General features: G+C 28.7%; 17 protein-coding genes. 10 read left to right on the top strand and 7 right to left on the bottom strand.

Annotated elements, in window-relative coordinates; genetic code table 11:
- The first annotated feature begins 58 nt into the window (after positions 1 to 58).
- The gene (gene hisIE / locus G507_RS0101320; RefSeq protein WP_026715790.1) at positions 59 to 658 is read left to right on the top strand and encodes a bifunctional phosphoribosyl-AMP cyclohydrolase/phosphoribosyl-ATP diphosphatase HisIE; all 600 of its coding nucleotides are present in this window, start codon (positions 59 to 61) and stop codon (positions 656 to 658) included.
- A 43-nt stretch (positions 659 to 701) separates the two neighbouring features.
- Positions 702 to 1,094 carry an acyl-CoA thioesterase gene (locus tag G507_RS0101315; protein ID WP_026715789.1) on the top strand — a complete coding sequence of 131 codons (393 nt, stop codon included), beginning with the start codon at positions 702 to 704 and terminating at the stop codon, positions 1,092 to 1,094.
- 4 nt (positions 1,095 to 1,098) lie between these two features.
- Here G507_RS0101315 and G507_RS0101310 read toward each other — a convergent pair whose 3' ends face one another.
- Positions 1,099 to 2,139 carry a T9SS type A sorting domain-containing protein gene (locus G507_RS0101310; RefSeq protein WP_157496453.1) on the bottom strand — a complete coding sequence of 347 codons (1,041 nt, stop codon included), beginning with the start codon at positions 2,137 to 2,139 and terminating at the stop codon, positions 1,099 to 1,101.
- A 165-nt stretch (positions 2,140 to 2,304) separates the two neighbouring features.
- Between G507_RS0101310 and G507_RS0101305 the strand changes: the two genes are divergently transcribed.
- Entirely contained in the window at positions 2,305 to 2,976 is a 672-nt protein-coding gene (locus G507_RS0101305; RefSeq protein ID WP_026715787.1) for a DUF2461 domain-containing protein, read from the top strand.
- Here the strand turns inward: G507_RS0101305 and G507_RS0101300 are convergent.
- From G507_RS0101300 to G507_RS0101275, 6 genes are all read right to left on the bottom strand, one after another.
- Positions 2,953 to 3,363, bottom strand: a complete 411-nt coding sequence (locus G507_RS0101300; protein ID WP_026715786.1) for a hypothetical protein — start codon at positions 3,361 to 3,363, stop codon at positions 2,953 to 2,955. The two genes, G507_RS0101305 and G507_RS0101300, sit on opposite strands and share 24 nt — an antisense overlap.
- A 77-nt stretch (positions 3,364 to 3,440) precedes the next feature.
- Positions 3,441 to 4,727 carry an OmpA family protein gene (locus tag G507_RS0101295; protein WP_026715785.1) on the bottom strand — a complete coding sequence of 429 codons (1,287 nt, stop codon included), beginning with the start codon at positions 4,725 to 4,727 and terminating at the stop codon, positions 3,441 to 3,443.
- Between the two features lie 137 nt (positions 4,728 to 4,864).
- On the bottom strand, positions 4,865 to 6,100 hold the full coding sequence (locus G507_RS0101290; protein WP_026715784.1) for a mechanosensitive ion channel family protein: 1,236 nt from the start codon (positions 6,098 to 6,100) through the stop codon (positions 4,865 to 4,867).
- Positions 6,087 to 6,371, bottom strand: coding sequence for a DUF3817 domain-containing protein (locus G507_RS0101285; protein WP_026715783.1), 285 nt, complete (start codon positions 6,369 to 6,371; stop codon positions 6,087 to 6,089). The genes G507_RS0101290 and G507_RS0101285 overlap by 14 nt, the downstream gene beginning before the upstream one ends.
- A complete protein-coding gene (locus G507_RS0101280; protein WP_026715782.1) occupies positions 6,368 to 6,976 on the bottom strand; it encodes a YqaA family protein in 609 nt (202 codons plus the stop codon). Before G507_RS0101280 ends, G507_RS0101285 begins: the two co-directional genes overlap by 4 nt.
- 114 nt (positions 6,977 to 7,090) lie before the next feature.
- Entirely contained in the window at positions 7,091 to 7,459 is a 369-nt protein-coding gene (locus G507_RS0101275) for a hypothetical protein (RefSeq protein WP_026715781.1), read from the bottom strand.
- A gap of 266 nt (positions 7,460 to 7,725) precedes the next feature.
- On the opposite strand from G507_RS0101275, the gene G507_RS0101270 reads away from it, so the two are divergent.
- The 7 genes from G507_RS0101270 to G507_RS0101240 all read left to right on the top strand — a co-directional run bounded on the left by G507_RS0101270 (position 7,726) and on the right by G507_RS0101240 (position 16,125).
- Positions 7,726 to 9,054: a TolC family protein gene (locus tag G507_RS0101270; protein WP_026715780.1), complete on the top strand. Its 1,329-nt coding sequence runs from the start codon at positions 7,726 to 7,728 to the stop codon at positions 9,052 to 9,054.
- A gap of 5 nt (positions 9,055 to 9,059) precedes the next feature.
- Positions 9,060 to 10,289: an efflux RND transporter periplasmic adaptor subunit gene (locus G507_RS0101265; protein WP_026715779.1), complete on the top strand. Its 1,230-nt coding sequence runs from the start codon at positions 9,060 to 9,062 to the stop codon at positions 10,287 to 10,289.
- Positions 10,290 to 10,299: 10 nt separating this feature from the next.
- Positions 10,300 to 11,043, top strand: a complete 744-nt coding sequence (locus G507_RS0101260) for an ABC transporter ATP-binding protein (protein WP_026715778.1) — start codon at positions 10,300 to 10,302, stop codon at positions 11,041 to 11,043.
- Positions 11,044 to 11,045: 2 nt separating this feature from the next.
- Entirely contained in the window at positions 11,046 to 12,266 is a 1,221-nt protein-coding gene (locus G507_RS0101255) for an ABC transporter permease (RefSeq protein ID WP_026715777.1), read from the top strand.
- Positions 12,267 to 12,273: 7 nt separating this feature from the next.
- Positions 12,274 to 13,308 (top strand): sensor histidine kinase, encoded by a 1,035-nt coding sequence (locus G507_RS0101250; protein WP_026715776.1) that lies wholly within the window; start codon positions 12,274 to 12,276, stop codon positions 13,306 to 13,308.
- Positions 13,309 to 13,311: 3 nt separating this feature from the next.
- Positions 13,312 to 14,046, top strand: a complete 735-nt coding sequence (locus G507_RS0101245) for a LytR/AlgR family response regulator transcription factor (RefSeq protein ID WP_026715775.1) — start codon at positions 13,312 to 13,314, stop codon at positions 14,044 to 14,046.
- 159 nt (positions 14,047 to 14,205) lie between these two features.
- Positions 14,206 to 16,125 carry a DUF294 nucleotidyltransferase-like domain-containing protein gene (locus G507_RS0101240; protein WP_026715774.1) on the top strand — a complete coding sequence of 640 codons (1,920 nt, stop codon included), beginning with the start codon at positions 14,206 to 14,208 and terminating at the stop codon, positions 16,123 to 16,125.

Genomic DNA, 16,125 nt, shown 5'->3' with positions numbered 1-16,125 from the left:
ATTTTATATATATCATAATCTTTCAATTTTAAATCATTCAATCTTTAAATTTAGAAACATGAAAATAGATTTTACAAAAAATACAGACGGATTAATTCCAGCCATTATTCAGGACAACGAAACTAAAAATGTTTTGATGTTGGGTTATATGAATCAAGAAGCATACAACAAAACTTTGGAAACCAATAAAGTGACATTTTTCAGCCGTTCCAAATACAGATTATGGACAAAGGGTGAGGAGAGTGGTAACTTTTTAAACCTAATTTCAATCAAAAATGACTGTGATAATGATACCTTGTTAATACAAGTAAATCCAGTTGGACCAACCTGTCATACTGGTTCTGATACATGTTGGCAAGAAGCTAATAATCAAGAGTATGGATTTATTTCAAAACTAGAAAAAACCATAAAAGACAGAAAAGAAAATGCGAATTCAGAGAAAAGTTATGTAGCTTCTTTATTTGAAAAAGGCATCAATAAAATAGCTCAAAAAGTTGGAGAAGAAGCTGTTGAAGTTGTGATTGAAGCTAAAGATTCAAACGATGAGTTATTTTTATCAGAAAGTGCTGATTTATTATTTCACTATTTAATATTATTACAAGCCAAAGGATTTAAACTGAATGATGTAATTTCAGTTTTAAAACAGAGAGAAAAATAAATAAGTTGTAAATTTGTATTCCTAATTAAAATAAACTTCAAATATGAAATTTCACACACGTAAATGGGTAAAACCCGAAGATTTAAATGCCAATGGTTCACTTTTTGGAGGAAAACTTTTGTCATGGATTGATGAGGAAGCTGCTTTATATACAATTATTCAGTTTGAAAATAATAAAGTTGTAACCAAATATATGAGTGAAATCAACTTTATGAGTTCAGCCAAACAGGGTGATATTGTTGAAATAGGAATGGAAGTTGTAAAATTCGGAAAATCTTCTATTGTATTAAAATGTGAAGTAAGAAATAAAATGACCCATGAAACCATCATTACAATTGATAATATAACGATGGTTAATTTAGGGTCTGATGGTAAACCAAAACCTCATGGAAAAACAGAAGTAGAATATGTAGTTGATAGATTAAAAGACAGGTAGTTATTTAATTTTTAATAATTTTTGTCATTTTACCGTTAACAGATAATAAATAGGTAGCCGAGTTTAAATTAGAAATATCAATTTGATTATTTTGAATATTTAAAGTTGAAACTAAATTTCCTTTCAAATCATAAATTTGTCCTTCTTGAAAATCTATATCACTTTTAAGATTGATGATTCCATTTGAAGGATTTGGATAAGCGACAAGAGCTTCAGATGATTTACTATTTGATTTAGTGTTCAAAGCAACATTATTTAAAGTATTTAGGGCAACTTTAGAAATTTTACCTGATACAGTTTGAATGAAATATAAATCATCATTTACAATAGTTATTCCATTAGGCCAAGAACTTGGTGGCAACTGAATATTACTTGTCATTTGAAAATTAGGTAAAGAGTAATACGATATTGAATTCCCTGAACTTTCACAAATAAAAAGATTATCATTGTTTAATACTATTCCAGAAGCGTAATTTAAACCCGTTAATATTGTTGTTACACCATTGGTTGTACAATTGTATTTATATAATGAGTTAGCAGTATTAGAAGTGAAATATAATTCGTTATTTAGTAAAGCAAAAAAATTAGGTTTATAATTGGTCAAAATATCAGTAATTACATTTGTTGACAAGTTAATTTTTGAAATTTTTTCAGCAACATATTGACCAATATATAAATCATTATTTATTTGCGCCATAGGACCAGCAATTGCTGCAAGCTCTATAGGTTGTGCATTTTCGAGTGAAAGATCTATTTTATAAGTTTTATAAGGACTTTCTACGCCAACATATAATACATTATTCATAATATAAATGAAATTAGGATTTTCATTAAATTGATAAACTAATTCAACTGTAGGAGTAGAGCTTGTATAATCAAATTTATAAACTTTCTTATGACTATAGGCAGTAAAATAAATATAATTACCTTTATGGGCAAGATTAGTAATTCCGGCAGAACTAAAATTGGTGATAACGTCTGTTACTTGGCAATAAGACACATTTGCCATAAGTATGGCTACAAATAATAATAATTTAGTTCTCATAAGTTCGTTGTTTAGTTGAATTAAATATTTTTTATTTTATCGATTAAAAGTATTATTTAATCGATAAAGTGTAAATCTAAATTATTTTTCGATACAACGGCTCAAAAATCTTACTTATTTTAAAAAAATACGGTTTAACCGTAAAACTTAATAAAACATTGTAATATGAATTCAATTTTAGAAAGTACTTTAAGTTATTTATCTCAATTAAAAGAGAATAACAATAGAGAATGGTTTGCAGAAAATAAACTAACTTTTGACAAAGAACAAAAAAATATAAAATCCTTTTTCACATCAATTAAACAAAGTTTAGAGGAAATTGATCATATCGAAAAAATGCAAGTTTTTAGAATCTATAGAGATGTAAGATTTTCTAAAGACAAAACACCTTATAAATCACATTTTAGTGCTGGTTTTGTTCGACAAAAACCGAATTTACGTGGAGGATATTATTTGCATATAGAAGAAAATGCAACTTTTGTTGGTGGTGGATTTTGGGAACCTAATAAAGATGACTTATTGCGCATTCGAAAGGAATTAGCTATTGATGCATCAGAATTAAGAGAAATTATAGAACAAAAAGAGTTTATAAAATACTTTGGTTCTCTTGAAGGAGAAGAGTTAAAAACTGCACCAAGAGATTTTGACAAAAATCATCCTAATATAGATTTGATTAAAAAAAAACAATATTTAGTCACCAGAAAATTCACAAACAAAGAAGTACTTTCTCCAGAATTTGAAAAAGAAGTAATAGCTACTTTTAAAGCTATGCGACCTTTTTTTAATTATATGAGTGATGTTTTGTCTACAGATTTAAATGGTATTTCTCTCTATTAATTCAAATAATTGAACTTGACTTTTTAAACGTTCTATAACTAAGGTCATCATTCTTTTATTTAAGTTTGATGAATTTGTAGTATAGTTTTGAAATTCATCCATAGTAAACCAAGCAATCACCATTCCTTTTAAGGCATTTCTATACTTAATATCACGTTGAATAGCATTTTCTATAAAGGCTAGTTTTTTTTCAACCGAAAGGGAGTAAAAATCATTTTTATGTTTAGTTATATAGTTTCTAAAGCTCTCAATAAATAAATCATTATTTAACTTTAGAATAGGTCTAAGTGTTTGATTTTGAAATTTTTCTTCTGATGAGGAGTTTTCAGAAACGATTCCAATTGTACTTTGTCTTAATTTCAAAAGTAATTCATCTCGTGTTTCCATTTTCTTTTAAAGGTAAAAAAAAATAGTCTCTAATTTCTTAGAGACTATTTAAGTTATTAAAAACTATTTGTTTATAATTATTTGATTTTAAAAGTAACTTTTCTTACTAAAGAAAGATTAGCAGAACCTTCACCTAAAGTATCTTCTCCTTGAGGAATTATTGTCATTCTTGAACCTGCTATTCCAGCTTTTTCAACAATAGATTTAACTCTTTCAGCTCTTTTTCTAGATAACTCGTTATTGTATGCGTTTGAACCTCTAGTGTCAGCTGTTCCGATGATATCAGCAGTTGCACTTGGATTATCTCTTAAATAGTTTATCACAAAGTATAAATCATTCGTAGAAGATGATTTAGGATCAAAAGAATCCGTATCAAAGAAAATATTAATATAACCTTGGTTGATTAATTCTAAAGGTGATTTATTTCCTCTTCCGCCAGTTGTACCATTAGTACCATTTGAAACAGCTACAGCTTCTTTAGTTTTAGCTTCTACATATCTTTCTAATTCATCTGGAATACCGTTGTTGTTTAAGTCAATTGCTCTTCCTTTCGCATCAACAGCAACTCCATTTGTTGTATTGTTTTCTACATCTAGATAGTCAGGCACTCCATCTCTATCTGTATCATTCATCATAGTTTCAATTTCAGCCAATCTGTCTTCCATTTCAGCTTGTTTTTCATCCTGCATTTCATAAGCCCAATCAGCATGCATATCATTACTACCTAAATAAATTGATAAACCAATTGTTGCATTATATAATGTTCCATTAAAACCTCTATTATCTGGAACATTTCCAAAACCTGAAGTTCCATCAAAAGTATAATGTTGTCTAATATTATTAATCATAGTAAAGTCAGCATTTAAAGCTACTTTTTCAGTTAATTTATATTGACCTGTTAAACCAATTAATACATTGGCCATATTATCATTACCGTCGAAGTTATTTGAATTCATAAATGAATATCCTAAACCACCGTGAGCTTGAATGTTAAAACTTTCTGTGAATTCTTCGAAATTTAAAGCTCTACCAACGTTTAAAACTCCTTGCAAGTTCACTCTATAGTATTGAGATTTAAAAGCTAGAACATCTTTAGGATTTTCGAAACTGTCATACCCAAAATCTACTTTCATACCAAATTTAGGATTAAACATATATCTTGCACCTAAATCAACGTGGAAAAAAGACAAATCTTCAACATAATAACCTGGCATAAATGGAGTAGTAGGTCTAGATAGACCACCATTTAAATCAACAGACCATCTGTTATAAACACTTTCTTGCATTCCTCCATTTACTTCTTCTTCTTGGGCTATTGCACTTGTTAATACGAATAACGACAATAATAGTAATAATTTTTTCATGAATTTGTTTAATGTTTATGTAAGTTTACAAAAGTATTAAAATTATTATTAACAAATACGCTTTTTTTGTAAAAAAGCATATTTGTGTTATAATTAAATAAGAAATAGCTTAATAATATAACTATTTTATATTAAATTTATTTGGTTTTGTTGAAGTTGAACTCTAATATTTCTAAATCAAAATAATTTACAGAAGAAACTACGTGGTCCATTATGTCTGCCATAATATGTTCATAATTTTCCCAAACCTTATCTTTAGAGAAACAATAAATTTCTAGTGGAATTCCTAATTCAGAGGGTTGTAAGTAACGAACCATAAGAAGCATTTCTTTATTAATTCCAGGATGGGCTTCTATATATTGCTGAACAAACTTTCTAAATAAACCCAAATTAGTTAAGTTTCTTCCATTTAATATGACCGATTTATCAACTGAATTAGTTTCATTATATCTTTTAATGTCAGTCTGTCTATGAGATATATAAGATTTTAGTAAGTCTAAATTTTCATATTTTGATAATTCATCATCAGTAACAAATCTAACAGAACTTGGTTTAATTAAAAAACTACGTTTGAAACGTCTTCCATCAGAATTTTGCATCCCTCTCCAATTTCTAAAACTATCAGAAATTAAACTATAAGTTGGAATTGTTGTTGTAGTATTATCAAAATTTCTAACTTTTACGGTTGCTAAATTAATCTCAATTACATCTCCATCAGCACCGAATTTTTCCATGGTAATCCAATCGCCAATTCGAACCATATCATTTACCGAGACTTGAATACTAGCTACAAAACCTAAAAGAGTATCTTTAAATATTAAGAAAATTAAAGCTGAAATGGCTCCAAAAGTCGTTAATAATGTACTGATTTTAGTATCAAACATTATTAAGACAAATGATGTAATTCCAAAAGTCCAAAGAACGATCATAATTACCTGTATGTAACTATCAATAGGCTTGTCACTAAATCTCGGTTTGTGTTTTAAGTAATCTTTAAGAGAATTAAAAACACTTCTTATTATCCAAAGAGACAACACTATTATGTATATTTTGACTCCTTTTGAAAAAAATTCTTCCCAATACACAAATTTTTTCAATATAATAGGTACAGTTTTGTACACATAATATAAAGGTATAAGGTGTGCAATATATTTAGCCGTTTTGTTAGCTACTAAAAAGTCATCAAAGGTTGATTTTGTTCTAGTAGCAACTATAGCTAAGGCAACAATTAATATTTTCTTGAAAATAAAATCTAATAATAAGGCAAGGGAAATAACTAGAACAATATTAATTATTAAACTAATGTATAATGCTAAAGTATCATTAACTTCAAAATGTTCTAGTAATTGATAAGCCCAATTATATATTTTCATCTCTTAAGTACTTTTTTTCGATATAAAATGTTCCAAATGGAATAATTGAGGCCAAACAAACTATTAAAAATGTTTTCAAATTCCATTTTAAATGAAATTTTACTAGAATAGCAAATAGTATATAAGTTATGAATAAAACTCCATGAGCCATGCCTATATTTTTGACATAAATGGGATTACTGAAAATATATTTCATCGGCATAGCAAATAATAACAAAGCTAATAGCGATAAACCTTCAAGCGTAGCAATAGTTTTAAAAGATTTTATCATGATAAAGCAGCATAAATAACATATCCATATATCACAAATCTGAATATACGAAACAATGAAAATAAGAAGAAATGTTTTCTAGAAAAATTAATCATTCCAGCGGCCAAACAAGCCATTGCAAAAGGCAAAGGCAATAAAGCACCAACAATAATTAAAAAGCCACCCCATTTTTGCATGTTAATAATATGTTTGGTCATTTTGCCATACATATATCTATTTATAGAAGGAATTGAAGCTAATGCTTTACCCATAAAATAAGCAATTACCCCACCAGAGTAAGATAAGAAAGCTAATATGGAAAGATAGAGTAGAGGTGAATCTGTATTTTTTGTCCAAGCAATAAATATATCAGGTGGAATTAACCCTAAAATACTTTCTGATAATAAGAAAATTGAAAACAAGAAAAAATCGCTAAAGTTTTTGGTAGCATAAACCATTGCATCATTAAGATTCATTACTTTTTCGTTTACATAAAACAAAACACCAACAATTAATAATGTAGGAATTATTGCTTTTTTAAGACCTTGCCATATGAACGAGTAAAAACCAGTATATTTATAATACTGATGTAATAATTTAAAACGTGATTTTTTTGTGCTTGACATTTATTTATGCTTTATTATGCAAAAATATATAGAATTTATATAGAAATACGTTAAGATACATATAAAAAAATCGGTAGTTAAACCGATTTATATTATGTAAAATAGAATTAGAAATTACATTGCGATAAACGCTTTGTTATATTCTTTAAGGTCTAATAAATTGTTTTTCTTAGAGCAATCTGTTAAAAGAGAAAGAAAATATTTAAAACTTTCTAAATTATTCTCAGTAGAATATATAGAAACTTCGTTTTCATTTTCTTCTTCAATTGGTTCATCACTTGGGATTTCAACTAAAAAGGCATCATTTTTATCTAAATGTTCATATGATAAACGTAATGCTTTAGTTAAAACTGGATTTTTTAATTCCATAGTAAATTCTCTAACTTTTTTTAAATCTTCTATAATTGAAGAAAAATCATATTTGTTAGTAGAAACTTCTTTCTGAACTTTCTCAATAAGTTGCGTGGCTTGTTTGTTTTGCATAGTATAATTATAATGCACAAAACTAATCTATATCTAAATTAGAAACAAACGTTTTTTTATGTATTTTTTATTTAAAGTAGTATACCATAATTCTAGTTACGAATTAAGACATAAAATAACTTAAAATATGAAATTTAATAGATATAAAAAAAAACTCATCGATAAAAAACAGCTTTTTGTATAGACAATTATCTCTAACGTCTATTCCTTTATAGTATGAATGTATATAATATCATCTTTGAAGTGTAAATTAAAAACACAAAAAAATGAAATCATATTTTATCATCGCAATTTTAGTTTTTTTTCAATTTGGTTTCGCTCAAGAACCTGCAATTGAAACTAGTAAAGTTTGGTCATTAGAAGATCTTATTACTTATGCTTTAGAAAATAATATTACAATTAAATCTGCTCAATTAAACAAAGAATTAGCTCAGGTAGATTACGACAAAGCAAAATCATCAAGATTACCTAACCTTTTTGGTAGTGCTACGCAAAGTTTTACTAACGGAAATTCAATTGATCCAATTACTAGCAACTTTGTTACAGATCAAATTAATAGTTCGAATGTTGGCTTAAATAGTACCATGACTTTATTTCAAGGAAATCAACTCAACAATCAAGTAAAGCAAAATAAATTGTTTTTTGAACAAAGTATTTTACAAGAAGAAGTTGAAAAAAATAACATTGTTTTAAATTTATTAGAAACTTATTTGCAAGCATTATTCAGTAAAGAAAGTATTACTATTGCTGAAAATAACTTAGTTTCTTCTGAAAATGAAGTTATAAGAGCAAAATCTCGTTTAGATGCAGGAACAATTGCAATAAGTGAATATACTGAAGCTCAAAGTCAAGCTGCAACTAATAAATATAATTTAATTGCTGCCAAGAATAACTACCAACAATATTTAGTTACGCTAAAACAATTATTAGAATTACCATTAATAGAAAACTTAGAAATAGAACCTATTGATGGAAATTCGAACTTAATCAACTTGGAAGCAAACAAAGTAGATATATATGATAATGCTTTAAAAAATTTACCAGAAATTGAAGCAAGTAACTTAAATATTGCAGTAAACAATAAACAATTAGATATTGCAAAAGGTGGTTATTTACCAACATTATCACTAATTAGTAGTTTAGGTTCTGGTTATACAAGTATTAATAATACAAGTTTTTCAGACCAGTTTAATGTTAATTTTAACCAAAGAGTTAGTTTATCGTTAAGTATTCCAATATTTAATAGAAACCAAACGAAAGCTGCTGTAAAGTCAGCTACTCTAAACATAGAAAAAGCTGAAATACAAAAACAAACTACTGAAAAAGAAGTCTATAAAAAAGTGGAATTAGCTTATCAAAATGCCATTTCCTCACAAGAACAAGTTATTGCTGCAGATGCTTCAAAAAAAGCTGCAGAACAATCTTATCAGTTAGCTCAAAAGAAATATGAATTAGGAGCTTTAAGTACAACTGATTTAGTAATAAGTCAAAATACATACACAAATTCACAACAGAATTATTTACAAGCAAAATACTTAACCATTTTACATCACCAATTATTACAATTTTATCAAGGAAACGATATTAAACTTTAATCAAAATGAAAAATAAAAAGAAAATTATTATAGGAAGCATCGTGTTAATTGCACTTGCTATTGCAGCATTCATTTTTATGAAAGGCGACGATGCCATTATCATTGAAGCTAAAACCGTTATAGCCAAAAAGGCAAATGTGACCACAATGGTAACAGCAACTGGAACCATTGAACCAACAAACCAAGTAGATGTTGGTACACAAGTTTCTGGTGTTGTAGAGAAAATATATGTGGATTACAACAGCTTAGTTACCAAAGGACAACTGATTGCTGAGTTAGATAAAACCAATTTAAATGCAGCTAAAACACAAGCACAAGCCGTTTATGATAATGCAGTGAGTCAACGAAATTACACACAAACAATTTATGATAGACAAAAAACATTATATGATAACCAGGTAATAAGTAAATCTGATTTTGATGATGCTGCATTCAATTATCAAACAGCAAAAGGGACGGTTACGCAACGTTATTCAGATTTGCAACAGGCTAAAACGAATTTAGAGTATGCTAATATTTATTCACCTATAGACGGTGTGATATTATCTAGAGCTATCGACGAAGGACAAACCGTTGCAGCAAGTTTAAGTACACCAACGTTATTTACAATTGCTCAAGATTTAAAAGAAATGCAAGTAGAGGCCGATATAGATGAAGCTGATATTGGTCAAGTAAAAGAAGGTCAACGTGTAGAGTTTACCGTAGATGCTTATATAGGTGAAACCTTTCAGGGAAAAGTAACGCAAGTACGTTTAGACCCAACAGTGACTTCAAATGTAGTAACGTATACTGTTGTTATTAAGGCGGATAATCCAGACTTAAAACTGAAGCCAGGATTGACAGCAACCATTTCAATTTTTACTTTAGAGTTAAATGATGTGTTAACTGCCCAAGCAAAGGCCATTAATTTTAAACCTACACCTGCACAATTAGCAGCGTATAACGAACAACAAAATATAAAAGTTGAAGCGTCTAATGAAAGATCAACAGATAGGTCATCAACAAATAAAGAGAATGTTAGCGTTGTTTGGGTTTACAGTAGTACTGGAGAAATAAAATCTCAAAAAGTCACTTTAGGAGCAAGTGATGGTGTTAACGTTCAAATTTTAGAAGGTATTTCTGAAGGTGACAAATTAGTGTACAGTTTAGAAGGCGTAAGTGCTTCTAAAACAAAAACAACAGAAAATAGCGAAAGTCCATTTATGCCAACACAAACAACAAGAGGTGGAAGATAAAGATAATATGATGAGCAAAAAAATTATAAAAATAGAAGACTTAAAACGTGAGTTTACGATGGGAGCCGAAACGGTACGCGCTTTACGTGGAATCTCGTTTACCATAAACGAAGGTGAATTTGTTACCATAATGGGATCAAGTGGTTCGGGAAAAAGTACTTTATTAAATATTTTAGGATGTTTAGATCAACCAACGTCTGGATTATATGAAATTGATGGTTTAAAAGTGAAAGATTTAAGCAGAAATGAATTAGCTACTATAAGAAACGAAAAGATTGGATTCATTTTTCAATCCTATAATTTATTGGCTAGAACATCTGCCATTGAAAATGTAGAATTACCACTTATATATAACAGTAAAGTATCTACCGAAGAACGTAGAGACAGAGCCATTAAAGCACTGAAAATGGTTGGCTTAGAAAACAGAATGGATCATACGCCTTCGCAACTTTCAGGAGGACAACAACAACGTGTAGCTATTGCAAGATCATTGGTTAACAACCCAGTAATGATCTTGGCTGATGAAGCCACTGGAAACCTGGATACAAGAACGGCATACGAAATTATGTCCATTTTTCAAGATTTAAACAAACAAGGTATTACTATCGCTTTTGTAACGCACGAGCCTGATATTGCCACATTTAGTAGTAGAACAATTGTATTAAAAGACGGAAAAGTTATTAAAGACGACCTAAATCAAGATGTACAATCTGCAGCAGAGCAATTAGCTAAATTACCTAAACAAGACGATTAATTATGAGACTATTAAATTTATTTAAAATCGCTTTTAAAGCCATTGTTCTTAATAAAATGAGGACGCTACTTACAATGTTGGGCATTATTATAGGTGTAGCATCGGTAATTGCAATGCTCGCTATTGGTGAAGGCTCTAAAGAAAGTATTCGCGAAAATATTTCGGCTATGGGTTCTAATATTATTACTATAAGGCCAGCGACTACTACAAGTAGTGGAGTTCGGCCAAGTGCAGCTGAGATGCAAACACTTACCCTTAAAGATTATGAAGCCGTTAAAGATCAAGCCACCTTTTTAAGTTATGCAACACCATTGGTAAATGGTGGCGGACAAGTTATAAACGGTTCCAATAACTGGCCAAGTACTATTTATGGCGTAAATCCAGATTATCTCAAAATTAAAGTAGTCGATTTGCAAAGCGGCAGTATGTTCACAGATACGGAAGTAAAAACAGCTGCTAAAGTAGCGCTTATTGGTCAGACGGTTGTTGATAATGTGTTTCCTGATGGGCAAGATCCTATTGGACAGATGATTCGTTTTAATAATATTCCATTTAAAGTGATTGGTGTATTAGAAGTAAAAGGAGAAAACACCTTTGGTCAAGACCAAGATGATGTGGTTATTGCACCATATACAACCGTACAAAAACGTATTTTGGCTATTGATTATATCAATCAAATTATGGCTTCGGCAGTAAGTGAAGACGATGCGCCAAATGCTGTTACTGAAGTCTCAGAAATTATGAGAATTCAACATAAAATATCTAATGGAAATAATGACGATTTTAGTGTACAATCTATGGAAGAGCTTATTTCTACTTTTAGTTCTACAAGTGAGATGTTAACTTTATTATTAGTGGCAGTTGCTAGTATTTCGTTATTAATTGGAGGTATTGGAATTATGAATATCATGTATGTTTCTGTAAAAGAACGAACAAAAGAAATTGGATTAAGAATGGCTGTAGGCGCTAAAGGAGCAGATATTTTAATGCAATTTTTAATCGAAGCTATTTTAATAAGTATCACAGGTGGTGTTTTAGGCGTTTTATTAGGACTAAGTGCAACAGTTTTTATTGAAAATTTCTTAAATTGGCCAACAAGTGTTACATTGTTCTCAATTGTAATATCTTTTGCAGTTTGTGCTGTAACAGGTATCTTTTTTGGATGGTATCCAGCACGAAAAGCATCAGCTTTAGATCCAATAACTGCTTTACGTTACGAATAAAATAATTATGTATAAAAACAAAAAAATAACTATCTTTTCTCATATACTGGTTTGGCTTGTGCTTTTTAGTATGCCTTATTTGTTATCGTATGGTCAGGAACAAGATTTGAATAGAATTATTGCACATTTTTGGGTTCCAATAGTATTTTATGCGGTTATTTTCTATGTTAATTATTTTATATTAATTGATAAATATTTGTTTTCAAATAAAATAGTTCAGTTTATTGGTATAAATTTATTAATAATTGTATTAAACATTACTCTAAAAGAATTATTTGAAGATTTATTTTTTAATGAAAGCCTAATAAACACAGATAAAAAGGAGAGAAGTGGACCGCCAATTAAAATGTTTTTTTATATACAAACGTTGTCATATATGGTACCGTTACTATTTTCAATAGCCATAAAAACTACAAAAAGATGGATAAAAACAGAAGCCGAACGAAAAGAAGCCGATAATTTTAAATTAAAATCAGAATTACAACATTTGCATTACCAATTACAACCGCATTTCTTTTTTAATTCGTTGAATAATATTTATGCTTTAGTGGATATTTCTCCAGAACAAGCTAAAACATCTATTCATAGTTTAAGTAAATTAATGCGTTATATGTTATATGAAACAGATGTTGAAACATTACCTTTAGTAAAAGAAGTTGATTTTATGAAAAAATATATTGATTTAATGAAGTTACGGGTTTCTGACAAAACAGTAGTTACTTATAGTTTTCCTTCAGAAGAAACTGGAATTAAAATTGCACCATTATTATTTATTTCATTGATAGAAAATGCCTTTAAACATGGTGTTTCAGCAAGTAAAGAAAGTACAATTAAAATCAATATGGTTACCAATGAAAAAACAGTTTTGTTTACTATTGAAAATGATGATTTCCCAAAAAAGTCAGAAGATAAAAGCGGTTCTGGAATAGGAATTCAAAATATTGAAAAACGAATAGAATTATTATATCCAAACAAAAATAGATTTAAGACATTTGTAAAAGACAATCGTTTTATTGCACAATTAGAAATTGAAACCAACTAGAGTATGAGTACCTTTAAAATCACTTGCGTAATAGTAGATGATGAGCCAATGGCTCTTAATTTAGTGGAAAGTTATGTCGCAAAAACACCCTTTTTGGAACTAAAAAAGAAATGTAGTAGTGCTATTGAAGCATTGGAGTTTATTAAAAATGAACCTGTAGATTTATTATTTCTAGATATTCAAATGCCTGATTTATCAGGAATTGCATTTTCTAAAATGGTGCCTAAAGAAACGCGTATAATTTTTACAACTGCTTTTGATCAATATGCAATAGAAGGTTTTAAAGTAGAAGCTTTAGATTATTTATTAAAACCGTTTGATTATGCTGAATTTCTAGAAGCAGCTAACAAAGCTAATAAATGGTTTTCCTTAACAAAAGGAAATCAACAATCAAATGTGTCCGATGAAAAAGATTTTCTTTTTGTGAAATCAGAATACAAACAATTACGTATAAAATTAGACGACGTTTTGTATTTTGAAAGTCTAAAAGATTATATCAAAATTTATTTAAAAGATAATCCGAAACCAATTTTGACATTAATGAGTTTAAAATCTTTGGAGGAAGAATTACCAAATACTAAATTTATGCGTGTACATAGATCATTTATTGTTTCTTTAAAAAATATTGAAGTTATTGAACGAAGTCAAATTATTATTAATAAACAACGTATTACAGTATCAGAACAATATAAAACAGATTTCCTCGAATTTGTAAATAACAATTCGTTTAATTCTTAATACTTAGTAATACACAAAAACTATTCAAATATGGCAAATGGAAATAAAATAAATATAATTATATTTGACTTATAATATACATTATGTAAAATAGAAGATTTCAATACTTCTTTGATTCTATTTAAAAGAATTGTAATTTCGTGTGTAATACTTATACTCATGAACAACTCTATCGCACAACGTATAGCTGATTTTTTAAAACATTATGAACCTTTTACCTACTTAAGTTCTGATGATGTATATACAATTGCTACTCAAGTAAAAGTTTTGTATTTCGAAAAAAATAAAATTTTATTTCAAATAAATGATAAAACGCACGATAATTTCTATGTAGTTAATTCGGGTGAAATCGGTTTAAACATAACATCAGATTCAGATGATGTCTTAATTGACAAATGTGATGACGGTGATATAATTGGTTTAAGACCATTTTTTGCAAAAGATAATTATTTAATGACGGCAAAAGCTCGTGAAGAAACTATTCTTTATGCAATTCCTATTGAAATATTTAAACCTTATGTTTCTCAAAATCAAGATATTTTAAATTTTTTATTAGAGAGTTTTGCTTCAAACACAAGAAATCCACACAGTAAAGAAAATAAAGGTAAATTAATTTCTGAAAATGTTATATACAATGAACAAACAACTGAAATTCAATACTATCAACCTATAAAATATACCAAAAATCCAATTACTTCTAAAGCAAATCATTTAATTAAAGATATTGCTAAAAAAATGGTGGATCATAAAATTGGTAGCATCATTGTCGAAAAAAGCAACTTACCTATCGGAATTATAACCGATAAGGATTTACGTTCAAAAATCGCTACAGGCTTATTTCCTATTGATATTGATGCAAAACAAATAATGTCAACTCCAGTTATTACAGTTGCAGAAAACCTTTCTATTGCTGAAGCTCAAATTATGATGCTAAAGTATAATGTGGGTCATTTATGTGTTACAATTGATGGAACCATTCATTCTGAAATCAAAGGAATTATTTCTGAACATGATATTGTGGTAGCTCAAGCGAATAATCCTGGAGTTTTAATAAAACAATGTAAAAGAGCTTCAAATTCTACAGATTTAAGAATTATTCGAGAAAAACTGACAGAATTAATTCAACAATCATTAGATAAAAACATACCAATCAATCATTTATGCTCAATTGCTGGTGAAATTAATACAGCTATTTCAAAAAGAGCGATTGAATTGGCTATCGAAAAAATAGGAACTCCTCCTCCAACCCGTTTTTCTTGGATGGCTATGGGAAGTCAAGGTAGAAAAGAACAATTATTGATGACCGATCAAGATAATTTTATAATTTTTGAAGATGTTCCTGATAAAGAATATGAAAATATAAAGTCCTATTTTCTTCAATTGGCAGAACGTGTGACCAAAACTTTAAATAAGGTAGGTTATGAATTTTGTCCAGCAAATATGATGGCAAGCAATCCTCAATGGTGCAAATCATTAACCGATTGGAAAAAACAATTCAATTTATGGATTAATGCTCCTGGTGATAATGGTATTTTAATGTGTTCTATCTTTTTTGACTATGATTTAGTTTATGGCGATGAAGCATTTGTAGATAAAATAACACAAAACATTTTTGACAACACAAACAAAAACGGATTGTTCTTTGCTTATTTAGGAGCTGATGCTATAAAAAGTCCACCACCATTAGGATTCTTCAAGCAATTTATTGTAGAAAACGATGGAGAAAACAAAGATTCATTCGATATAAAAGCAAGAGCCTTAATGCCATTAATTGATGCTGCAAGATTATTAGCATTAAATAAAGAAACTAGAAATGTAAATAACACCTATTTAAGGTTTAAAAAATTAGCTGAATTAGAACCTCAAAATCAAGACTTGCATGAAGCTTGCGCTGATGCTTTTTTAACTTTATTAACCTTTAGAACTGAAGAAGGTTTGTTAAATGAAAATTCTGGTAGGTATTTGAATTTAAAAGAGTTATCTAAATTAGATAAAGTAAAGCTTAAAAACTGCTTTAGTCCAATTGAAGGTATTCAAGAATTGATTAAAACACGATTTCAATTAACTTATTTTACTTAA

It is taken from the genome of Flavobacterium gelidilacus DSM 15343 (assembly GCF_000422685.1).
In the GTDB taxonomy this organism is placed as follows: Bacteria; Bacteroidota; Bacteroidia; order Flavobacteriales; family Flavobacteriaceae; genus Flavobacterium; species Flavobacterium gelidilacus.
This window is presented reverse-complemented; position numbering and strand designations above follow the sequence as displayed.